At 69.1% G+C, this 21111-nt stretch carries 16 protein-coding genes; 9 read left to right on the forward strand and 7 right to left on the reverse strand.

Annotated elements, in window-relative coordinates:
* Nucleotides 1–124 precede the first annotated feature (124 nt).
* Genes alc through puuE form a run of 3 tightly spaced genes read right to left on the reverse strand, consistent with a single transcriptional unit; the run spans nt 125 to nt 2485 of the window.
* Nucleotides 125–1111, reverse strand: coding sequence for an allantoicase (gene alc, locus AC1RSK_RS10915; RefSeq protein ID WP_492907551.1), 987 nt, complete (start codon nt 1109–1111; stop codon nt 125–127).
* On the reverse strand, nt 1108–1587 hold the full coding sequence (uraD, locus tag AC1RSK_RS10920) for a 2-oxo-4-hydroxy-4-carboxy-5-ureidoimidazoline decarboxylase (protein ID WP_492907552.1): 480 nt from the start codon (nt 1585–1587) through the stop codon (nt 1108–1110). Before uraD ends, alc begins: the two co-directional genes overlap by 4 nt.
* Entirely contained in the window at nt 1580–2485 is a 906-nt protein-coding gene (gene puuE / locus AC1RSK_RS10925; protein ID WP_492907553.1) for an allantoinase PuuE, read from the reverse strand. Before puuE ends, uraD begins: the two co-directional genes overlap by 8 nt.
* Before the next feature lie 137 nt (nt 2486–2622).
* Between puuE and uraH the strand changes: the two genes are divergently transcribed.
* From uraH to AC1RSK_RS10965, 8 genes are all read left to right on the forward strand, one after another.
* Nucleotides 2623–2964, forward strand: a complete 342-nt coding sequence (uraH, locus tag AC1RSK_RS10930; RefSeq protein ID WP_492907554.1) for a hydroxyisourate hydrolase — start codon at nt 2623–2625, stop codon at nt 2962–2964.
* Nucleotides 2964–4379, forward strand: coding sequence for a xanthine dehydrogenase small subunit (gene xdhA / locus AC1RSK_RS10935; protein WP_492907555.1), 1416 nt, complete (start codon nt 2964–2966; stop codon nt 4377–4379). Before uraH ends, xdhA begins: the two co-directional genes overlap by 1 nt.
* Entirely contained in the window at nt 4372–6690 is a 2319-nt protein-coding gene (xdhB, locus tag AC1RSK_RS10940) for a xanthine dehydrogenase molybdopterin binding subunit (protein WP_492907556.1), read from the forward strand. Before xdhA ends, xdhB begins: the two co-directional genes overlap by 8 nt.
* Nucleotides 6687–7643, forward strand: a complete 957-nt coding sequence (gene xdhC, locus AC1RSK_RS10945; protein ID WP_492907557.1) for a xanthine dehydrogenase accessory protein XdhC — start codon at nt 6687–6689, stop codon at nt 7641–7643. Before xdhB ends, xdhC begins: the two co-directional genes overlap by 4 nt.
* Nucleotides 7644–7830: 187 nt before the next feature.
* The gene (locus AC1RSK_RS10950; RefSeq protein WP_492907558.1) at nt 7831–9012 is read left to right on the forward strand and encodes a urate hydroxylase PuuD; all 1182 of its coding nucleotides are present in this window, start codon (nt 7831–7833) and stop codon (nt 9010–9012) included.
* Nucleotides 9009–9506 (forward strand): ureidoglycolate lyase, encoded by a 498-nt coding sequence (locus AC1RSK_RS10955; protein ID WP_492907559.1) that lies wholly within the window; start codon nt 9009–9011, stop codon nt 9504–9506. Before AC1RSK_RS10950 ends, AC1RSK_RS10955 begins: the two co-directional genes overlap by 4 nt.
* Nucleotides 9507–9833: 327 nt before the next feature.
* Nucleotides 9834–11528, forward strand: coding sequence for an alpha/beta hydrolase family protein (locus AC1RSK_RS10960; RefSeq protein WP_492907560.1), 1695 nt, complete (start codon nt 9834–9836; stop codon nt 11526–11528).
* Nucleotides 11529–11667: 139 nt separating this feature from the next.
* Complete coding sequence (locus AC1RSK_RS10965; RefSeq protein ID WP_492907561.1) at nt 11668–12867, forward strand: acyl-CoA dehydrogenase family protein; 1200 nt, start codon at nt 11668–11670, stop codon at nt 12865–12867.
* On the opposite strand, the gene AC1RSK_RS10970 is transcribed toward AC1RSK_RS10965, so the two are convergent.
* From AC1RSK_RS10970 to AC1RSK_RS10980, 3 genes are all read right to left on the reverse strand, one after another.
* Nucleotides 12864–13022, reverse strand: a complete 159-nt coding sequence (locus AC1RSK_RS10970; RefSeq protein WP_492907562.1) for a hypothetical protein — start codon at nt 13020–13022, stop codon at nt 12864–12866. The two genes, AC1RSK_RS10965 and AC1RSK_RS10970, sit on opposite strands and share 4 nt — an antisense overlap.
* A 74-nt stretch (nt 13023–13096) precedes the next feature.
* Nucleotides 13097–18829, reverse strand: coding sequence for a hypothetical protein (locus AC1RSK_RS10975; protein WP_492907563.1), 5733 nt, complete (start codon nt 18827–18829; stop codon nt 13097–13099).
* Nucleotides 18830–19221: 392 nt separating this feature from the next.
* Nucleotides 19222–19581: an excalibur calcium-binding domain-containing protein gene (locus tag AC1RSK_RS10980; RefSeq protein ID WP_492907564.1), complete on the reverse strand. Its 360-nt coding sequence runs from the start codon at nt 19579–19581 to the stop codon at nt 19222–19224.
* A 102-nt stretch (nt 19582–19683) separates the two neighbouring features.
* Here AC1RSK_RS10980 and AC1RSK_RS10985 point away from each other — a divergent pair, with 102 nt between their 5' ends.
* Complete coding sequence (locus tag AC1RSK_RS10985) at nt 19684–19869, forward strand: hypothetical protein (RefSeq protein ID WP_492907565.1); 186 nt, start codon at nt 19684–19686, stop codon at nt 19867–19869.
* Here AC1RSK_RS10985 and AC1RSK_RS10990 read toward each other — a convergent pair.
* Nucleotides 19866–21092 (reverse strand): cytochrome P450, encoded by a 1227-nt coding sequence (locus AC1RSK_RS10990; protein WP_492907566.1) that lies wholly within the window; start codon nt 21090–21092, stop codon nt 19866–19868. The genes AC1RSK_RS10985 and AC1RSK_RS10990 overlap by 4 nt on opposite strands.
* Nucleotides 21093–21111: the final 19 nt, after the last annotated feature.

A 21111-nucleotide genomic window follows, 5' to 3' on the forward strand; every position in this document is an offset into this window, starting at 1 on the left:
GCCTCCAAAACCCTGACTGGGACGGGCCCCTGCCCGCCCGTCGTGAGGGCGGCCAGTCGCCCTTCGCGGTCACAGGCGAGCCAGCATAGGTCGATGTGGTGGGGGTAGGTTCCTCGCCGCCAGGTCACCCCGCGATCCGCCCTTTCAGCCGCAGCCGGCTGACGCCGCCGTCCGGATAGATGTTCAGCCGCACGAACTTCACCGGACCCAGCTTCGCTACTTCGGCCTTGAAGACGTGGATGTGGTCCATCGACAGCTTCACCTCGCCCAGCAGCACCGGCCAGGCCTCGGCCGCCGCGGCGATCTCTTCCACTGTCCCGTGCGCCTCGGCCGTCGCCTGGATCGAGCAGCGATCGGGGTAGTTGCCTTTGAAGTGGGCGGTGTCGACAACGATCTCCTCGATGACGCCGGCATGACCCAGTTCCAGCACCGCCCAGTCATGGCCGGGCTCGCGGCGGCGGCGGGTTTCCCAGCCGTCGCCCATGTCCTTGCCGCGGCCGGGCGCGGTCAGGTTCTCGACCCGGCCGAAGTGTTCGTCGTTGGCGATCAGGCCGCGACCGCCGTTCTCCATGGCCAGTAGGTCGAGCACCGTATCGGCCGCCACCTTCGACCAGTCCTTGTGGATGGTCCCGAAGATGCGGAACCGCGCCACCCCGCCGTCGGGGAAGATGTTCAGCCGCACATGGGTCCAGACCCCCTCGTGCACGGCGTTGACGAACCGCCGGCTGTCGCCCTGCAGGTCGATCTGGGGGACCAGCAGGGTCCAGCCGGCCTCCTCGCCCGGAACCTCGGCGTCCGAGACGCAGGCCTCGACCGAGGCGCCCGGCGGGTAGTTGCCGGTGAAGTTGCGCGTATCGATCTCGAAGCCGGCGATCTGGCCCGGCGCGCCCAGCCTGACGATCGCCCAGTCGTGGCCGGGAACCCGCTTGCGGCGGCTCTCCCAACCGTCCATCCACTTGCCGTTGTCGTCGTACTTGCCGGGGATGAACACCGGCTCGGCCGGGTCGATCATCCGGCTCTTGTCGGCGAAGAAGTCGTCGGTGGCGTAGACCACCGCGCCGCCCAGGCGCGGCTGGGCCAGGTCGATCAGGCCGGCGTAGGGATGGGTCACGAAAGGTCCTTGAAGAGGTCGTCCAGGCGGAAGCGGGCGATGCGGTGAATCTGGGCGATGGCGGTTGCGAACTCCGTCTCCGCGTCGTTGGCCAGGCGTTGTTCGAAGGCGGCCAGGATGTCGGCCCGGCTCATGCCCTTGACGGCGACGATGAAGGGAAAGCCGAAGCGGTCGTTGTAGGCGGCGTTGAGGCGCTGGAAGGCGGCGAACTCCTCCGGGCTGCACTGGTCCAGCCCCGCCCCCGACTGCTCCTTGACCGAGGCGTCGGCCATCCGGGCCCGGCTGGCCAGTTGCGGGTGGGCCCGGATCAGCGCCAGCTTCTTTTCGTACGAGGCCGTATCCACCACCTCGGCCATGGCCCTGGCCATCGCCTCGGCCGTGGTCAGCTCGGCCGCATGGGCCCAGACCCCGTCGGCGACCCAGGGGCTGTCCTCGTAGATCGCCCCAAACCGCGTCGTGAAATCGGGCTCAGCCATGCGGATGCCGCTCGCGCCAGTGGCGGGCGATCTCGATCCGGCGGGCGAACCAGACATCCTTATGGCCCAGCGCATAGCGCAGGAACTTCTCCAGCCCGAGCATCTTGCCGGGCCGCCCGGCCAGCCGGCAGTGCAGGCCGACCGACATCATCTTCGGGCTTTCCTCCCCCTCGGCGTAGAGCACATCGAAGGCATCCTTCAGATAGCTGAAGAACTGGTCGCCGGTGTTCAGCCCGGTGCCGGAGAACCGCATGTCGTTGGCCTCCAGGGTGTAGGGCACGATCAGGTGCGGCCGCCCGGCCTCGGTCGTCCAGAACGGCAGGTCGTCGCTGTAGTCGTCGGCGTCGTAGAGGAAACCGCCTTCCTCCGCCGCGAGGCGCCGGCTGTTGGGGCTGGTGCGCCCGGTATACCAGCCCAGTGGCCGCTCCCCGGTCAGGCGTGTGTGGATCTCAATGGCCCGCGCCATGTGCTGGCGCTCGATGGCCTCGGGGATGTCCTGGTAGTTGATCCAACGCCAGCCGTGGCTGGCGATCTCGTGCCCGGCCTCGAGGAAGGCTTCGACCACGGCCGGATTGCGCTCCATGGCCATCGCCACCCCGAACACCGTCAGCGGCACGTCGTATTTCTCGAACAGCCGCAGCAGCCGCCAGACCCCGGCCCGGGAGCCGTACTCATAGATCGACTGCATGCTCATATGCTCGGCCGCCTCGACCGGGCCGGGGAAGATCATGTCCGACAGGAAGGTCTCGGCCCCGGCGTCGCCGTGCAGGATGCAGCGCTCGCCGCCCTCCTCGTAGTTCAGCACGATCTGCACCGCGATCCGCGCCCCGCCGGGCCAGCCCGCGTGCGGTGGGTTTCGGCCGTAGCCGATCAGGTTTCTGGAATAGCTGTCGCTCATGGGACGCCCATTCGGAGCGCTGTGGGCGCCCAACGTCAAGGCTTGGCGTCATGTCGCGGGCCACAACGGTTGCATTCGGCGCCTCAAGAGAGAATTCTGGACTGCTCCGCCGCGTTTCGGCGGCGATTGGAGCGCCAATGACCGGTCTGACGACCCACGTCCTCGACACCACCCACGGCCGCCCGGCCGCCGGAGTGGCCCTGCGCCTGATCCGCGACGGCCAGGTCCTGGCCCACACCCGCACCAACGCCGACGGCCGCTGCGACGCGCCCCTGCTCACCGCCGAAACCATGACGGTCGGCCCCTATCGCCTGGAATTCGAGATCGGCGCCTATTTCCGCAGCCTCGGCTTGACCCTGCCTGACCCCGCCTTCCTGGAGACCGTCGGCCTCGACTTCTGCGTCGCCGATCCGGCTGCCCACTACCATGTGCCGCTGCTGGTCTCGCCGTTCGGCTATTCCACCTACCGGGGCAGCTGATGCGCGATACGGTCCGCTTCATCCTGGACGGCGAGACGGTCGAGCTGAAGGACATCGACCCGACCACCACCGTGCTCAACCTGCTGCGCTACGACCTGCGCCGCACCGGCACGAAGGAAGGCTGCGCCGAGGGCGACTGCGGGGCCTGCACCGTGGCGCTCGGCGAGCTCGAGGGCGAGCAGGTCAGATGGCGGGCCGTCAACGCCTGCATCCTGTTCGCCCCCATGCTGGACGGCAAGGCGCTGAAGACCGTCGAAAGCCTCGGCGACCATCACCCGGTGCAGACCGCCATGGTCGAGCATCACGCCAGCCAGTGCGGTTTCTGCACGCCGGGCTTCGTCATGAGCCTGTGGGTGCGCGGCCGCGAGGCCGCCCCGCCGCCGGTCAACGACAGCCTGGCCGGCAATCTCTGCCGCTGCACCGGCTACGGCCCCATCGTCGCCGCGGCAAACGCGGCCGCCGCTCCGCCCGAGGATGAAGCCGATCTCATCGCCGCCCTGCGCGAGCTGGCCCAGGACGAACCCCTCATCATCCAGCGCAAGAACCTCCACTGGTTCGCGCCGCGCACCGTCCAGCAGCTGGCCGCCGACCTGAAGATGGCCGGCGACAGCGGCGCCGTCACCCTGCTGGCCGGGGCCACCGACGTTGGCCTGTGGGTCACCAAGCAGCACCGCCAGCTGCCGATCGTCGTCTGGCTGGGCGCCATACCCGAGCTTCAAACCATCACCGAAACCGACGAGGCCCTGACCATCGGTTCGGCCGTCCGCTACAGCGACGCCCTGCCGGCCCTCAGCCGCCTGCATCCCGACCTCGGCGAACTGCTCCGCCGCCTGGGCTCGGTCCAGGTTCGCAACAGCGGCACGGTCGGCGGCAACATCGGCAACGGCTCGCCGATCGGCGACATGCCGCCGGCCCTGATCGCGCTGGGGGCCAGCATCACCCTGCGGTCCCTGGACAGCGTCCGTGTCCTGCCGCTGGAGGACTACTTCCTCGCCTACGGCAAACAGGACCGCCGCCCGGGTGAGTTCATCGAGACCATCACCATCCCGCGCCCGGACCCTGGCCGCCGGGTGGCCATCTTCAAGCTCTCCAAGCGCTTCGACCAGGACATCTCCGCCGTCTGCGGCGCCTTCTCCCTGAAGATCGAGGACGGCGTCGTCACCGAGGCCCGCATCGCCTTCGGCGGCATGGCCGCCACGCCCAAGCGCGCCGCGGCCTGCGAAGCCGCCCTCACCGGCCGTCCGTGGACGGATCAAACCGTCGAGGCCGCCGCCGACGCCTTGGCGCAGGACTTCCAGCCCATCGACGACATGCGGGCCAGCGCCGCCTACCGCCTGGCCGCCGCCCAGAACCTGCTGCGCAAGCTGCTCGTCGAAAGCCCCAGCGTCCTGAGCCTGGAGCCTGTCGATGCCTGACGCCGGCGCGCCTCTCCCCGGTGTGGTCCACCGCCCCCTCAAGCACGACAGCGCCGAAAAGCATGTCGCCGGCTCGGCCACCTACATCGACGACCTGCCCGAGCCCGTGGATCTGCTGCACGTCTTCATGGCCATGAGCCCCCGCGCCCATGCCCGCATCCTCGAGATGGACCTGTGGGACGTCCGCGCCGCCCCCGGCGTCGTCGATGTCGTCTGCGCCGCCGACATCCCCGGCAAGAACGATGTCAGCCCGGTGGTCGGCGACGACCCGCTTTTCGCCGACGGCCTGGTGCAATACGTCGGCCAGTCCCTGTTCGCCGTCGCCGCCGAGACCCTTGCCCAGGCCCGCGCCGCCGCCGCCCTCGCCCAAATTAGATACGAAGACCTCACCCCCCTCCTCGACATCGCCGCCGCCCGCGCCGCCGGCAGCGTCATCGAGGACGCCCAGGTCATGACGCTGGGCGACGCCCCCGCCGCCATCGCCGCCGCGCCGCATCGCCTGGCGGGCCAGGTCGCCATCGGCGGCCAGGACCATTTCTACCTCGAGGGCCAGATCTCCATCGCCACCCCCGGCGAGGACGGCGACGTCCATGTCTGGTGCTCGACCCAGCACCCGACCGAGGTGCAGCACAACGTCGCCAAGGTGCTGGGCGTCCCCGACCACAGCGTCACCGTCAGCGTCCGCCGCATGGGCGGCGGCTTCGGCGGCAAGGAGAGCCAGCCGGCCCTGTTCGCCGCCGCCGCCGCCCTGATCGCCAGCCGCACGGGGCGCCCGGCCAAGGTCCGCCTCGACCGCGACGACGACATGGTGATGACCGGCAAGCGCCACGACTTCGAGACCGGCTGGCAGGTCGGCTTCGACGCCGAGGGCCGCCTGGCCGGCTACGCCGTCGAGCACGCCAGCCGCTGCGGCTACAGCGCCGACCTCTCCATGGCCATCAACGACCGGGCGATGTTCCACAGCGACAATGCCTATGCTTTGCAAACAGCGCATATCATCTCGCACCGATGCCGGACCCACACCGTCTCCAACACCGCCTTCCGCGGCTTCGGCGGTCCACAGGGCATGGTCGGCATCGAGCGGGCCATGGACGCCATTGCGCTTGAGCTGGGCAAGGACCCGCTCGACGTCCGCAAGGCCAACCTCTACGGCGTCGCCGGCGACCAGACCCCCTACGGCCAGACCGTCGACCACTCCCCCGCCCTGGCCCTGATCGAACGCCTCGAGGCAACCAGCGACTACCGCCGCCGCCGCGCCGCCATCGACGCCTGGAACGCGACCTCGCCGCACCTCAAGCGCGGTCTCGCCCTGACCCCCGTCAAGTTCGGCATCAGCTTCACCGCCACCCACCTCAACCAGGCCGGGGCTCTGATTCACGTCTATACCGACGGCTCGGTGATGCTGAACCACGGCGGCACGGAGATGGGCCAGGGCCTCTACCAGAAGGTCGCCCAGGTCGTGGCCCAGGCCTTCGGCATCGGCATCGAGCGGGTGAAGATCACCGCCACGGCCACCGACAAGGTGCCCAACACCAGCGCCACCGCCGCCAGTTCGGGCAGCGACCTCAACGGCATGGCGGCGCTCGACGCCGCCAACCAGATCAAGGCCCGCCTCGCCGCCTTCATGGCGACGGAGTTCAAGGTCGATGCCGCCGTCGTCCGCTTCGAGAACGGCAATGTCCACGCCGGCGACCAGGTCCTGACCTTCACTGAACTGGCCCGCCGCGCCTGGTTCAACCGCATCAGCCTGTCGGCCGCCGGCTTCTACCGCACGCCGAAGATCCACTACGACCGCAGCCGCCACCAGGGCCGGCCGTTCTTCTACTACGCCTGGGGCGCCGCCTGCGCCGAGGTCGCCATCGACACCCTGACCGGCGAGAACCGTGTCTTGCGCGCCGACATCCTGCACGACTGCGGCGCCTCCCTGAACCCGGCCATCGACCTTGGCCAGATCGAGGGCGGCTTCATCCAGGGCATGGGCTGGCTGACCACCGAGGAACTGGTCTGGGACGCACACGGCGCCCTCAAGACCCACGCCCCCTCGACCTACAAGATCCCGGCCTGCTCGGACCGCCCGCCGGTGCTCAACATCGACCTATGGGACCAGCCCAACCCGGAAAACACCATCCACCGCGCCAAGGCGGTTGGCGAGCCGCCGCTGATGCTGGCGATCAGCGTGTTCAGCGCCCTGACCGACGCCGTGGCCGCTGTCGTCGACCGCAAGGTCATGCCCAACCTCGACGCCCCGGCCACGCCCGAGCGCATCCTCATGGCTGTGGCCGAGGTCCGTCGCCGGGCAGGCGCGCAATGACCTGGGCCGCCCAAGCCTTGAGCGCCGTCACGCGCGGCGAACCGCTCGCCCTGGTCACCGTCGTGGCCGCCGAGGGCTCGACCCCGCGCGAGGCCGGGACCCGCATGCTGGTCACGCGGCTAAGCCAGTCCGGCACCATCGGCGGCGGCAATCTCGAATACCGCGCCACACAGCAGGCCCGCCGCCTGCTCCAGTCGGACCGCGCCTGGGCGATGCAGGACTACCCCCTCGGCCCCTTCCTGCAACAGTGCTGCGGCGGCCACGTCCGCCTGCTGCTGGAACGGCTGGACGCCGACGCCCGCGCCTGGCTCGAACCCGCCGCCCGCGCCGAAGCCGCTGGCCAGCCCTACGCCCTGCAGGCCCGCGTCTGCGGAACCCACCTGCACCGCGCCTTCTTCACCGACGAGACCCAATGGGTCGGTGCGATCGCCATGGTCGACGCCGCCGGCGCCCCGCTCGCCGGCCGCCGCCCGACCCTTTCCGAAGGCGACGCCCTCATCGAACGCATCGACACCAGCCGTCCGCGCCTCCTCCTCTTCGGCGCCGGCCACGTCGGCCAGGCCATCGCCCGCGCCTTCGCCCCCCTGCCCTTGCGCCTCGACTGGCATGACAGCCGTCCCGAGGCCGCCGCCCCCGGCGTCGCCATCCAGGACGAAGCCCGCCTCATCGAACTGGCCGCCCAGGCCGGCCCCGACGACCTCGTCCTGATCCTCACCCACAACCACGACCTCGACTACCTGCTGACTCGCGCGGCCCTGTCTGCCGCCCCGGCCTACGTCGGTCTGATCGGCTCCGAGACCAAGAAGGCCCGCTTCCTCCGCAGGCTGAGGGACGAGGGTGTCGGCGCCGAGGGCCTGACCTGCCCGATCGGCATCCCGGGCCTGAAGAGCAAGGCGCCGGAGGTGATTGCGGTCAGCGTGGCGGCCCAGCTTCTTGAGATCATCGAGGCCTGACCCTGAAAACCTCGCCCCCCTCCCTCCGATCTCCCCGACGAAAGTCGGGGCCCAGCTGGCAAGCCGGCAAAGGCCTTGGCGCTGATCAGAGCTGTCCCTCATACCAGGTGGACACTGGGCCCCGACTTTCGTCGGGGAGATCGGATTTTGGGGTGAAGCCCTCCGCCTCTAACCCTCAGGTCCACTGATGCTCGCTGACCTCCTGGCCTGGGCCAACATGGCCACCCGCTGGCTGCACGTCATCGCCGGCATCGCCTGGATCGGCTCGTCCTTCTACTTCATGTGGCTGGACGCCAGCCTGCGGGCCGGCCCTGAGACCCCCAAGGGCGTGCAGGGCGACCTGTGGGCCGTGCACGGCGGCGGCTTCTACCACAAGCGCAAGTACCTCTCGGTCCCGCCGGACATGCCGGCCGAGCTGCACTGGTTCAAATGGGAGGCCTACACCACCTGGCTCTCCGGCATCCTGCTGCTGACCCTGATCTACTACGCCGGCGCCTCCATCTACCTGATCGATCCGGCCAAACTCCCCCTCACCCCCTGGCAGGCCATAGCCCTCGGCACGGGCTTCCTGGTCGGCGGCTGGCTGGTCTACGACGCCCTCTGCAAGGCCATCGCCCACCGCACCCGGCTGTTCGCGGTGGTCTGGTTCGCCGTCCTGGTCGCCGCCGCCTGGGGCCTGACCCACATCTTCAGCAATCGCGGCGCCTTCATCCACCTGGGGGCGCTGATCGGCACGGCGATGGTCGGCAACGTCTTCCTCGTCATCATCCCCAACCAGCGCCGAATCGTCGCCGCCATGCTGGCCGGACAGCCCGTCGATCCGGCCCTCGGCAAGAAGGGAAAGCTGCGCAGCGTCCACAACAACTACATGACCCTGGCGGTCCTCTTCCTGATGATCTCCAACCACTATCCGATCGTCACCGACCATCCGCTCAACTGGCTGCTGATCGCCGGCATCGGCCTGTCGGGCGCCGTCATCCGCCACTTCTTCAACGAGAAGAACGCCGGCCGCAAAGAGCCGATCATCCTGGTCAACGGCGTCGCCCTGTTCGTCGGGGTGATGATCTTCGCCCTGATCACCACGCCCAAGCCGGCCGAGGCCGGCGTTACCCCGGCCACCTTCCCGGAGGTGCAGGCGATGATCGGCAAACACTGCACCGCCTGCCACTCGGCCCACCCGACCCACAAGGGCTTCACCGCCCCGCCGAACGGCGTCGCCTACGACACGCCCGAGCAGATCCGCAGCTACGCCCCGCGCATCTACCAGCGCGCCGTCGCCAACCATTCCATGCCGCTCGGCAACGAGACCGGCATGACTCCCGAGGAGCGCGCCAGGCTCGGCGCCTGGATCAAGGCCGGCGCCAAATGAGGACCGTCCGCCCCCGCCCCCTGACGCCCGAAGCCTTCGCCCCTTTCGGCGAGGTGATCTCGGCCCGCGACGAGGCCCACCACTACCCGATCAACTACGGCGCCACGACCCGCTACCACGCCCTCGGCCATGCCACCGCCAAGGACGGTGAGGTCATCCTCAGCATCTTCCGCTCGACGCCCTTGGCCGCCCTGGTCCTGAAGATCATGGAACGCCACCCCGACGGCAGCCAGGCCTTCATGCCCCTCAGCGGCCGCCCCTACCTGGTTGCCGTCGCCCCGGCCGGCGATCTCGACCCGGCCAGGATCGAGGTCTTCCTCGCGGACGGCGCCCAAGGCGTGAACTACGCCGCTGGAACCTGGCACCACTACTCCCTGGCGCTCGGAGAGGTCAGCGACTTCCTCGTCGTCGACCGCCAGGGCCCGGGCGCCAACCTCGACGAGATCGAGCTGGCGCAAGGCGACTGGATCGAGGTCCTCCCGCCAGGGACCTGAGCCGGCATACCCGACATTGGAAAGCCGCTCACCTTGGGCCAGGCCGGACGAGACCCCGCCCTGCCCGCCGCCCCGGCCGGTGGGTGGTGCGAGGGTGGTCGGAAGGGGCGCAAAGGGTGGTCAATCCGCCTCGCAAGGGGGTCCCCAAGGCGGTTCCAGATTGGACCTATACCGTTGATTTTGCACAGTATTTTTTGCCGCCAAGGCGCCGATGCGGTACAATGGAGCCGCTTCGATAGCCGCCCGCCCGATTGCGGCGCCGCCCAACCGGTGTGACACTGACCCCAACAGACCGCCGAGCACGGCGGCAAGGGGCGGGAAACGACAATGCGCAAGTCATGGCTGCTGTTCGCGATCGGCTGGCTTCTGATCCTCGGCGGGTCGTGGCTGGCCTCGGCCATCCAGACCGGCGGCGGCGTCAAGGTCGAGGACGTCCGGTTCAAGGGGACCGGCGGCGTCGTCATGAGCGGCCTGCTCTACACCCCGCCAAACGCCACCGCCGCCAAACCGGCCCCCGGCGTCCTCGCCGTCCACGGCTACATCAACAGTCGCGAGACCCAGTCCGCCTTCGCCATCGAGTTCGCCCGCCGCGGCTACGTCGTCCTGGCCCTCGACCAGACCGGCCACGGCTACAGCGGCGGGGCGGCCTTCTCCAACGGCTTTGGCGGCCCCGACGGCCTGACCTACCTGCGCGGCCTGCCGACCGTCGACAAGGCCAACATCGGCCTCGAAGGCCACAGCATGGGCGGCTGGACGGTCCTGGCCGCCGCCGCCGTCATGCCGGACGCCTACAAGGCCGTGGTGCTCGAGGGCTCCTCCACCGGCGCCCCGTTCGCCAAGGACGGCACGCCGGCCTGGCCGCGCAACACCGCCCTGGTGTTCAGCCAGTACGACGAGTTCGCCAAGCTGATGTGGGGCCCGCCCCGCGCCGCCGACGTCGGGACCAGCCCCAAGGCCAAGACCCTGTTCGGCACGGCCGCCAACATCGAGACCAGCCGCCTCTATGGCGACATCGCCGCCGGCACGGCCCGGCGCCTCTACACGCCGGCCACCACCCACCCCGGCGACCACATCTCGCCGGCCGCCGTCGCGGCCAGCCTCGACTGGTTCGGCCAGACCCTGGAGGGTGGCACGCCCCGCCCGCCCGGCGACCAGATCTGGCTGTGGAAGGAGGCCGGCACCGGCCTGGCCCTGGTCGGCTTCGTCGTCCTGCTGCTCGGAACCTTCGCCCTGCTGCTGCAGGTCCCGCTGTTCGCCCCCCTGCGCGGCGCCCCGGCTCCGACCGCCCAGCACGGCCCCGGCCGCCGGCGGCTGACCCTGGCCCTGACCGCCCTCATTCCCATCCTCACCTACTTCCCGGCCTTCATCCTGGTCACCCTCTTCCTGCCGCCCAGCCATGCCCTGCCGCAGACCGTCAGCAACCAGGTCCTGGCCTGGATGGCGATCAACGCCGCCATCACCCTGCTGCTCGGCCTGTTCGAGCCGAAGGGACCGCGGGAGCCCCGCCGCCCCGGCTGGCAGGAGGTCCTGGTCCCCCTCTTCGTCGTCGCCGTCGGCTATGGCGCGCTGCTGCTGGTCGACGCCCTGTTCAAGGTCGACTTCCGGTTCTGGGTCCTGGCCCTGAAACTGTTCAGCCCGCATCAGGCGGTCGTGGCGCTGACCTATGTCGTGCCCTTCACCCTGTTCTTCCTGGTCGCCTTCGCCGCCCTGCACCGGAGTCTCATCGCGCCAGACGACAGCGCCCTGCGGCAGTACGTGACCGCCGTCTTCGCCATGGCCGGCGGTTTCCTGCTGTTCCTGGCCGTCGACTACGGCGTCTTCTTCGCCACCGGCCGGCTGCCGACCGACTTCGACCCGCTGTCGACGGTCATCGCCATCCAGTTCCTGCCGCTGCTGGCCGCCGCCGCCATCGTCTCGACCTTCACCTGGCGGCGCACCGGCAGCGTCATCCCCGGCGCCCTCATCTGCGGCCTGGTGGTGACCTGGTACGTGGTGGCCGGCACCGCCACCCAGGCGCTCTAAAGCGCGTTCCGATAAGTGGGACCCGGTTATCGGAACAAACGCGCGACAATGAGAAAGCTAGCCGCCTTGCCGTCGGGTCACGGTTGCCGCCGCAGCCTCCGGCTGAGAGGGTGACCGCCATCGCCCGGAGTTTCGCCGCATGGACCTCGCCCTCAGCCCCCGCGACCTCGCCTTCCGCGACGAGGTCCGCGCCTTCCTGGACCAGGCTCTCACCCCGCGCCTGGCCGAGGCCGGCAGGCTGGTCACCAGCGTCTTCGTCGAGCCGCGCTACAGCCTCGAATGGCAGAAGATCCTCCACGCCAAGAGCTGGGTCGCCCCCGGCTGGCCGGTCGAGCATGGCGGCACGGGCTGGGACGAGATGCAGCGCCACATCTTCGCGGCCGAATGCGCCCGGGCCGGCGCCCCGTCGCTGTCGCCGATGGGGCTGAAGATGGTCGGCCCCTGTATCATGGGCTACGGGAGCCCTGAGCAGAAGGCCTTCTACCTGCCGCGCATCCTGGCCGGCGAGGACTACTGGTGCCAGGGCTACAGCGAGCCGGGCGCCGGCTCCGACCTCGCCTCCCTGCAGATGCGCGCCGACAGCGACGGGGATCATTATGTCCTCAACGGCTCGAAGATCTGGACCACCCACGCCCACCACGCCAACCGCATGTTCTGCCTGGTGCGCACCAACTTCGAGGGCAAGCCGCAGCAGGGCATCACCTTCCTGCTGCTGGAGATGGACACGCCCGGCATCGAGGTCAAACCGATCATCACCCTGGCCGGCGAGCATGAGGTCAACCAGGTCTTCTTCGACAATGTCCGGGTCCCCAAGTCCGGTCGCCTCGGCGAAGAGAACGACGGCTGGACGGTGGCCAAATATCTGCTGGAGTTCGAGCGCGGCGGCAGTTCCGCGCCGGGCCTGAAGGTCAGCCTGGGCCGCATCCAGGCCATGGCCGCCGCCGAGACCAGCGACGGGCAGGCGCTGCTCGCCGACCGCCACTTCCGCGCCCGCCTGGCCGAGGCCGCCATCGCCCTGGAGGCCATCGAGATGACCGAGCACCGGGTGATGGCCGCCCTCAGCGGCGGCAAGAACCCGGGCGCCGCCTCCTCGATGCTCAAGACCCAGGGCACCGAGGCCATGCAGCGCCTCGACGAGCTGGCCATCGAGACGGCCGCACACTACGCCGCCGTCCACCAGCCCGAGGCCCGCGAGCCCGGCGGCAATATCGACGCCATCGGCCCGGCCCACAGCCTGACCGCCATGGCCCGCTACCTGAACAACCGGGCGGCCTCCATCTACGGCGGCTCCAACCAGATCCAGCGGGACATCATGGCCCGCCTGCTGCTGCGGCTCTAGAAACCGAGCGTCCGGACGGCGCCCGCGACCAGGCCGTTCCACGGGCGCGGCGTGCTCGGGAACCAGACCGGCCAGAGGTTGTGGATGGTCAGGGCGATCACCACGATGATCGCCAGGTTACGCAGGTTGCCCCAAAGGGCGCTTCGATCAGGCATCGGGAATACCCCCCCGAAGCCGAAGAATGCGCGCCTCTGGTTACCCGTCCGTCGAAGAGGGCAGTTAACGGCCGCTAGAGGACGAAGTCGCTCGCCACCAGCGCCAGGTTGCCGGTCAGGTCGATGGCGAAGTCGGCCGTGCCATTGCCGTCGAGGTCCCCGGTCACCTGGGTGTCGCCGCCGACGAAGGCATAGCGCAGCTGGCCGATGACCCCGCTGAAGGCCGCCGCGCCGATGAAGCTGAAGGCCTGGTCGCCGGCGGTCAGGTAGTCGGCGTCGACCGCCGCCAGGTTGATCTTGTCCAGTTGTGAGTGAACGAAATCGACGATCCGGTCGTGACCGGAGCCGATGTCCGGGAAGAAGTCGCCGCCGCCGAACAGGAACTTGTCCGCCCCCAACCCGCCGGTCATGACGTCTCGCCCGTCGCCGCCGGTCAGGGTGTCGATGCCGTCGCCGCCAAACAGGATGTCGTCGCCGAAACCACCGAGCAGGATGTCGTTGTCGGCCTCGCCGTAGAGCAGGTCCTCGCCATGGCCACCGTCCAGGGTGTCGGCGCCGGCATCGCCGTGCAGCTCGTCGTCATCCAGCTCGCCGTACAGCTTGTCGACGCCCAGGCCGCCGCTCATCAGGTCGTTGCCGGAACCGCCCAGCAGGGTGTCGGTGTCGGCCCCGCCCAGCATTTCGTCATCGCCGCCGCCGCCCGTCAGGGTGTCATTGCTGGCGCCCCCGTCGAGATAGTCGTTGTTGTCGCCGCCGGTCAGCTTGTCGAAGCCGCCGCCGCCATAGAGCTGGTTGGCGCCGGCGCCGCCGATCAGGGTGTCATTGCCGTCGTTGCCTTCGAGGACGTCGTCGCCCGCGCCGCCGTCGAGGATGTCGCTGTTCTGGCCGCCGTGCAGGATGTCGACCGCGCCGCCACCGTTGACGGTGAAGTGGCTGTTCAGCTCCCCTTCGCCGTGCAGGGTGAAGGTCAGGCCGTCGCTCAGTTCCGAGGCGTCGATGGTCAGCAGGCCGCCGCCGACGATGTTGCTGTCGGCGAAGGTCAGATCGTAGATATTGCCCGCTTCCAGGACCAGCCGTTCGATACTGGTCAGGCTTGTCGGATCGAAGACCAGCCCGGCGCTGTAGTCGCCGCTGAGGAACAGGGTGTCCATCCCGACGCCGCCGTCGATGCGGTGGCCGGCTGTCATCAGCCCGTCGAAGGGGTTGAAGAAGAAGCGGTCGTTGCCGGCCTCACCGAACATCTGGTCGACGTCGCCGCTGCCAGTGAGGATATCATTTCCGGCCCCGCCGTAGAGCATGTCGGCGCCGGCCCCGGCGCTCAGCGAGTCGTCGCCCAGGCCGCCGACCAGGATGTCGTCGCCGCCGTCGCCCAGCAGGGAGTCGTTGCCGCCGCCGCCGTCCATCAGGTCGCCGGCCTGTCCGCCCGCGAAGACGTCGTTGCCGTTGTAGCCCAGAAGGTCGAGCCGGCCGTCCAGTTCCTCGGTGGCGGTCACCGTCAGGGCATAGCCGCCGATGGCGGTCAGAAGGTTGGCCTTGATGGCCAGTGTCTCGCCGGCCGCGATGTCGCCATCGCCGAGGACCAGGTTGTAGTTGAAGGCCCCCTGCACCTGCACCACCTCGACCCCGAACAGGTCCATGGCCACCGTCCCATAGGCGCCCTTAAGGTTGAGGATATCGATGCCCAGGCCGCTGTTGATGTAGTCCAGGGCGTCGTAGCCGATGGTGAAGCTGACCACGTCGTCGCCGTCGCCGCCGAACATGTTGTTCTCGCCCAGCGAGGTGCTGACCAAGAGGTCATTGCCGTCGCCGCCATAGAGGGCGTCGTCGCCGGCGCCGCCGTCCAGCTCGTCATTGCCCGCGGCGCCATAGAGGACATCGATGCCCGCTCCGCCGCGCAACACGTCGCCGCCGTCACCGCCGGTGAGCGTATCGGCCCCGGCCCCGCCGAGCATGGTGAAGTAGCCGCTGTGGGAGGCCGAGCCGTCGATGTCCATCGTGGTGGCGCCGAGCGCGGCGCCGTCGATGATCAGCCCCTGCCCCGGCGCGACATTCCCGTCGGCCAGGACCAGGGTATAGTGGTAACCGGTCGCCAGCAGGATCTTCTCGACCCCAGTCAGCGTCGTCGCCTCGAAGACCACCTCGCCGGAATAGTCGCCGGCCAGTTCGACGACATCGGTTCCGGCCCCGCCGTCGATGCGCGCCGCGCCGATCAGATGGGCGGCCGCGTCGAAGAAGATCCGATCATTGCCGAGGCCGCCGAAATAGCGGTCGGCATCGACGCCGCCCGACAGGATGTCGTCCCCGTCGTCGCCGTACAGGTCGTCGACCCCGGCCCCGCCCGACATGATGTCCTTGCCGAGGCCGCCGTGGATTTCGTCGTTGCCGCCGAGACCCTGCACCAGATCGTCGCCGGCCCCGCCGCTGACGACATCATCCCAGGCGCCGGCGGTGATCTTGTCGGCGCCGTTGCTGCCGATGACGTTCAGCCCGCCATTGGTCTCCAGGGCCCCCAGCAGGGTCAGGAACTTGAGCGCCCCCAGCGCCGAGGCGTCGATGGTCAGGGTGTCGCCGGCGTTGACGGTGGTTTGGGCCAGGGTCAGCTTGTAGCTGAAATTGCCGTCCAGCCGCAGCAGTTCGACGTCGCCCAACGCCCCGACCATGCCGTTCAGATAGCTGCCCAGCAGGCTGACGGTGTCGTAGTCGTCGCCGCCGTCGACGCTATCGGCGGCGTCCAGGGTAGCGGCGAAGTAGAACAGGTCATTGCCGCCGTCGCCGAACAGGCTGTCGGAGCCGATGTCGGTGTTGAAGACGATGTCGTCGCCGGTGTCGCCGTGGACGGTGTCGGCGCCAAGACCGCCGCGCAGGGTGTCTCCGCCGGCCCCGCCATTCAGGTAGTCGAGGCCGCCGTTGCCGAGGATGGTGTCGTCCTGCTGGCCGCCGCTGAGGTGGTCCGTGCCGGCCCCGCCCTTGAGGAAGAAGGCGCCGTCGGTCTCCAGGAAGCCGGCGAAGCGGGCCGTGAAGGCGGCGCCGAGCAGGGTGGCGTCGAGGACCAGCAGGCCCCCGGCGCTGACCGTGCCGTCGGCCGTGTAGAGGTCGTAACTGTAGCCGTTGGCCAGCTGGATGGTCTCGACATTGACCAGGGTGGTGTCGTTCAAGACGGTCAGGGCGTACTCGCCGGCCAGCTTGAGGACGTCGTCGCCCTCGCCCCCGTCCAAGGCGTCATTGCTGTTGAACCCCGCCGCCGCGATGAAGGTGTCGGCGCCATTGCCGCCGACCGCGACATCCGCGCCGCCGCCGCCGATCACCAGGGCATCGTCGCCCTCCTCGCCGAACAGGGTGTCGTCGCCGGTCCCGCCGTCGACCAGGTCATTGCCGTCGCCGCCGTAGAGCAGATCGTGGCCGCCTTCGCCTGACAGGCTGTCGTCACCGCCGTCGCCCTGGCCGATGTCGTCGCCGTCGCCGGCCCGGATCGCGTCATTGCCGACGTCGCCGTAGAGCAGGTCGGCGTCGCCCAGGCCGACTAGGATGTCATTGCCCTCGCCGCCGTAGAGGGTGTCCAGCCCGGCCCCTCCGGTCAGCTGGTCATTGCCGCGCAGGCCCCAGAGGGTGTCGTCGCCGTCGCCGCCGTTCAGAATGTCGTTGCCGAACCCGACCACCACCGGCGCCGAGGGCAGGGGCGCGAGGAAGACATCGCGGCCGGTGTTGGTGTGAACGGAGTTGAACGGGTTGTTGGTGTCGACCGGGACGAGGTTGGACGCGTCGCTGCCGAAGCCGACGGCCGAACTGTCCGGGGCCCAGACGATCTTGTCGCCCGAATGGTCGTTGCCCTCGACGCCGTTGGCGTCGACGGTCAGCCGGATCAGTTCGCCGGTCGTCAGGTTCTTGACGAAGATGTCGGCGCTGTCGTTGGTATCGCCGGCCACCAGGTTGGTGGCGAAGCTTTCGAAGGCGATGAAGTTTCCGTCCGGCGACCAGGCCCCGCCGGTGAGGGTCCCCGAACTGGCGTTGCCCTGCGTCCCGTCCGTCGCCTTGCTGATCCGGGTGACCGCGCCGGTGACCAGGTCCTTCACGAACAGGTCGTACTGGCCGTTGCTGTCGTCGCCGACCAGGTTGGACGCGAAGCTGCCGAACATCACCTTGGTCCCGTCCGGCGACCAGACCGGCTGCCAGCAGTCCTCGTTGGCGGTGATGCCGATGCTGTTGCTGCTGACCTGGATGATGCCGCCGGTGGCGATGTCCTTGATGAAGATGTTGCGGTCGAGGTCGAAGTCCTCGTCGGGCAGGGCCCCGAAGTTGTTGGACTGGCTCTGGAACACCACCCGGGTTCCGTCGGGCGAGAAGGATCCGCCCACGGACGACCAGTCGCTCTGCTCACCGCCGCCGGCGGTCGAGACGCGGGTGACGACGCCCGTGGTCAGGTTCTTGATGAAGATGTCGAAGCTGTTGTTGGTGTCGCCGGCCACATAGCCCGCGCCTTCGGAATAGAAGATGATGCTGGTCCCGTCTGGCGAGAAGGCGGGCCGGAAGACCAGTCCGCCGCCGTCGATGCCGGCCGAGCTGGTCGAGACGTGGGTCAGCTCGCCGGTGATCAGATCCTTCACATAGGCGTCCATCACCACATCGGTGTCGCTGGCCGCCAGGTTGGAGGCCTGGGTGGTGAACACCACCTTGGTTCCGTCGGGCGAGAAGTTGCAGTGCAGGTTGTTGGGCTGGGTGCTGTTCTGCTGCACCCCGGCCTGGGTCTGGGAGACGAGGGTCACCTGGCCGGTCGTCAGGTCCTTCACGAACACATCCCAGGTGTTGTTGAGGTCGCCGTCGACGAGGTTGCTCGAGCCGCTGATGAAGGCGACCTTGGTTCCGTCGTTGGAGATAGCCAGGCCGAACGAGGCCCCCGCCCCCTGCTCGCCGGCCCCGTTGACCGACAGCAGACGGGTTAGCTCCACCCCGCCACCACCGCCGCCCGGCGCCGCATCGCCGTAGAGGGTGTCGTTGCCGGCCCCGCCGGTCAGGGTGTCATTGCCCGCCCCACCGCGCAGGACGTCGTCGCCGGCCCCGCCGGTGACCAGCAGGACGCCGTCGGTCTCGGCCGAGCCGTCGAAGGTCAGCGTCTCGCCGGCGGCCAGCGCGCCCCCGGCCACCGTCAGGCTCTCGCCGGCCGCGACGTTGCCGTCATGGGTGGTCAGGCTGTAGCTGTTGCCGGCCGTCATGCTCAGCGCCTCGACGCCGGTCATGGTCGCCGCCTGGAAGATCACCCCGCCGCTGTAGGGCCCGTTGAGGGTGATGCGGTCGAAGCCGACGCCGCCCTCGACGCTGTCGTCGCCCGTGAAATTGGCCCCGAACAGGAAGTTGTCGTTGCCCGAGCCGCCGTCGACGGTGTCCTGGCCGCCCCGGTTCTCACCGGCCGGCAGGGTGAAGAGGAAGACGTCGTTGCCGTCCAGGCCGTACATCGTGTCGTTGGCGCCGGAATCGGTGAAGCTGTCGGCGCCCGAGAACAGGGCCGTCTGCAGGCCGGCCGCGTCGTCATTGGCCAGGAAGGTCCGCAGCGCCGCCACCGACAGGCTGAAGGTGTTGATCACATAGCCGTCCGAGAACGGCCCGTTGGCGGCGGTGAACGAGGTGACCGTACCCGCGGTTGGAAAGTTGGCCCCGTCGTAGGCGCTGAACGTCCCCTTGAAGGTGTAGGTGGCGCCGCTGGCCCCGATCACCGTCCAGGTGGTGGCGGTGTGGACGGTGACCGCGCCGTCTTCAATATCCGCAAGACTCCAGGTCGACATGTCGCCGCCGTGGACAGCTGTGAACTTGGTCATGGCGGAGCCCCGCGGCGGCGTCCGAGCGTTGAGGAGGGTCTCCCGTCGTGGCGCGCGGGGGGACTAGAGATCATTTCCGGAAGATCGGCCAGTAATTTCTTTGGTGAATCGTGTATAGAATCCACCACTACACAACATTGGCTCATTCATTCTTGACTATACGCTCAGTATACATTTTCCTTTGGTTAGAGTATTTGGTGCATGGCGGTGCTTCGCCGCGCTTCAATCTGGCCCGGCAAGACAATTGCCAAAGGGCCCGGCGCGCCACCGGACGCGTTGCTGCCTGTCTGCCCGTCCCGCTCGGTGGTTGCTGACCCAGGCGTCAGGCGCCGGCGTCCCCGGCCGAAAGCGGCGGCCGGCCGGCGTCGCGTTGCTGTAGAGCGCGACCCGGCCTAGCGCCGGTAGGGCTCGCAGGCCCAGCCGTCGTGATCGCCGTCCATCGCCTCGCGATAGGAGGGGTCGGTGAAGGGAATGTTCTCGTAGCCGGCCGCCCGGGCCTCGTCGCAGCCGCTGAAATGGTGGTCGACGGCCGGCGGCGCATCGACCAGCCGGGCCATGGCCTGCGGCGCGCCGGACGCCTGGACCACCTGGCCGGCGCCCGTCAGCAACCCCTCCCAGGGCCGCGGCGTGTTCGGCGCCAGGACCGGCCACAGGCTGTGAATGGCGAAGGCGATGGCCGCGATCGGCGCGCCGTTGCGCAGCAACGTCTCGCCCATGTTCCGGCCCGGCGGCGGTCGCGTCTGTCTCGGCATGGTCCCTCCGATAACCGAAGCTTGCGCCGTCGCGGTTACGCAACCGTCGAAGGAGGCGGTTAACGGCTGGCCTTGGCGGGCCACCGCGCCTATTTCAGGGAGATGACCGACGATCCGTCCATTCCGCCGCCCGTTCCGTCGGACGAGACCCCCATCCAGAAGGCCCTGCGCCTGAAGAAGGCGGCCATCGACGCCAAGCCGAAACCACCGCGCGGCGGCAAGTTCCAGCGCGAGCAGGCGGCGGCGGCGCACAGCTCATCGAAGTCGAAGCCCTGGATGAGCCGTTAGACCGCCACGTCGATCCGCTCCAGCCCCCGGAAGAACGGCAGGGTCCGCCACTGCGGCTCGCCCTCGACCAGCTTCAGGTCCGGGAACCGCTCGAACAGCCGCACCAGCGCCACCTGCGCCTCCAGCCTCGCCAGCGGCGCGCCGATGCAGATGTGCGCGCCCCCTCCAAACGCCACATGCGGCCGGTGCTTGCGGCTGACGTTGAAGGCGTGGGGGTCGTCGTAGACCTCCGGGTCGCGGTTGGCGGCGCGCAGGGACAGGGTCAGGGCCTGGTGCGACTTCACTGGACAGCCGGCGATCTCCATGTCGCGGTTGGCGATGCGGCCGGTGATGTCGACCGGCGGTTCGTAGCGCAGCACCTCCTCGACCACGGCGTTGATGATGCCGGGATCGGCCTTCAGCTTGTCCAACTCTGAGGGATTGAGCAGCAGCAGACGCACAGCGTTGCCGATCAGGTCCGTGGTGGTCAGGTTGCCGCCGACCAGCAGGGCGGTGAGGTTGATGCGCAGCTCGGTGTCGGCCAGATCCGCCTCGGCCTGTAGCCGCACCATGTCGCTGATCAGGTCGTCGCGCGGCTCGGTCCGGCGGGCGGCCATCGTCTGGGTGAAATAGTCGGTCAGGGCGGCGCTGGCCGTTTCCATGGCCGCCGTCTGGGCCTCGTTGCGGAACGGGTTGAGACCCTGGATCAGCCCCTCGGACCATTCGCGGAACTCGCCCAGCCGCTCGCGGTCGACGCCCAGGATGCAGGCGATGACGTCGATCGGGATCGGCACGCAGAAGCGGTCCATCAGGTCGAAGCTCGCCTCACCCTCCAGGCCGTCGAGGGTCTCGCCGATGATCCGCTCGACCTCCGGCTTGAACTTGGCGACCCGGGCGTACAGCGCCTGGGCCAGCGGCCGGCGGATGCGGGCGTGGTCGGGATCGTCGAGGGTCAGGATGCTGGAGACATGGCTGCGCGGCAGGCTGGGATCGACCGCCCCCAGGAACCGCCGCTGCAGGATGGCCCCCTCCTCGGCGTTGATCGGGTCGCGCAGCATATTGAGGTCGGAGATCACACCGCGCACGTCGGCATAGCGGCTGAGCACGAAGTTGCCCGACATGTCGTCGCGGTGCACCGGACAGCGGGCTCGCAGATCGTCCAGCACCACATGCGGATCGGCGCGGTAGGTCGGGTCCAGCGGCGTCAGCTGCAACAGGCTGGGCAGCGGCATGTCGTCGGCCATTCGTCTCTCCCGCCAGTCT

The organism is Caulobacter sp. GW821-FHT11A05 (genome assembly GCF_058809015.1).

Excerpts from the sequence above, each read along its gene's own strand:
- AC1RSK_RS10975 (WP_492907563.1), bottom strand. The coding sequence starts at position 18,829 with ATGACCAAGTTCACAGCTGTCCACGGCGGCGACATGTCGACCTGGAGT.
- AC1RSK_RS10980 (WP_492907564.1), bottom strand. The coding sequence starts at position 19,581 with ATGCCGAGACAGACGCGACCGCCGCCGGGCCGGAACATGGGCGAGACG.
- xdhB (WP_492907556.1), top strand. The coding sequence starts at position 4,372 with ATGCCTGACGCCGGCGCGCCTCTCCCCGGTGTGGTCCACCGCCCCCTC.
- AC1RSK_RS10955 (WP_492907559.1), top strand. The coding sequence starts at position 9,009 with ATGAGGACCGTCCGCCCCCGCCCCCTGACGCCCGAAGCCTTCGCCCCT.
- xdhA (WP_492907555.1), top strand. The coding sequence starts at position 2,964 with ATGCGCGATACGGTCCGCTTCATCCTGGACGGCGAGACGGTCGAGCTG.
- AC1RSK_RS10950 (WP_492907558.1), top strand. The coding sequence starts at position 7,831 with ATGCTCGCTGACCTCCTGGCCTGGGCCAACATGGCCACCCGCTGGCTG.
- AC1RSK_RS10970 (WP_492907562.1), bottom strand. The coding sequence starts at position 13,022 with ATGCCTGATCGAAGCGCCCTTTGGGGCAACCTGCGTAACCTGGCGATC.
- puuE (WP_492907553.1), bottom strand. The coding sequence starts at position 2,485 with ATGAGCGACAGCTATTCCAGAAACCTGATCGGCTACGGCCGAAACCCA.
- AC1RSK_RS10990 (WP_492907566.1), bottom strand. The coding sequence starts at position 21,092 with ATGGCCGACGACATGCCGCTGCCCAGCCTGTTGCAGCTGACGCCGCTG.
- AC1RSK_RS10960 (WP_492907560.1), top strand. The coding sequence starts at position 9,834 with ATGCGCAAGTCATGGCTGCTGTTCGCGATCGGCTGGCTTCTGATCCTC.
- AC1RSK_RS10965 (WP_492907561.1), top strand. The coding sequence starts at position 11,668 with ATGGACCTCGCCCTCAGCCCCCGCGACCTCGCCTTCCGCGACGAGGTC.
- xdhC (WP_492907557.1), top strand. The coding sequence starts at position 6,687 with ATGACCTGGGCCGCCCAAGCCTTGAGCGCCGTCACGCGCGGCGAACCG.
- uraH (WP_492907554.1), top strand. The coding sequence starts at position 2,623 with ATGACCGGTCTGACGACCCACGTCCTCGACACCACCCACGGCCGCCCG.
- uraD (WP_492907552.1), bottom strand. The coding sequence starts at position 1,587 with ATGGCTGAGCCCGATTTCACGACGCGGTTTGGGGCGATCTACGAGGAC.
- AC1RSK_RS10985 (WP_492907565.1), top strand. The coding sequence starts at position 19,684 with ATGACCGACGATCCGTCCATTCCGCCGCCCGTTCCGTCGGACGAGACC.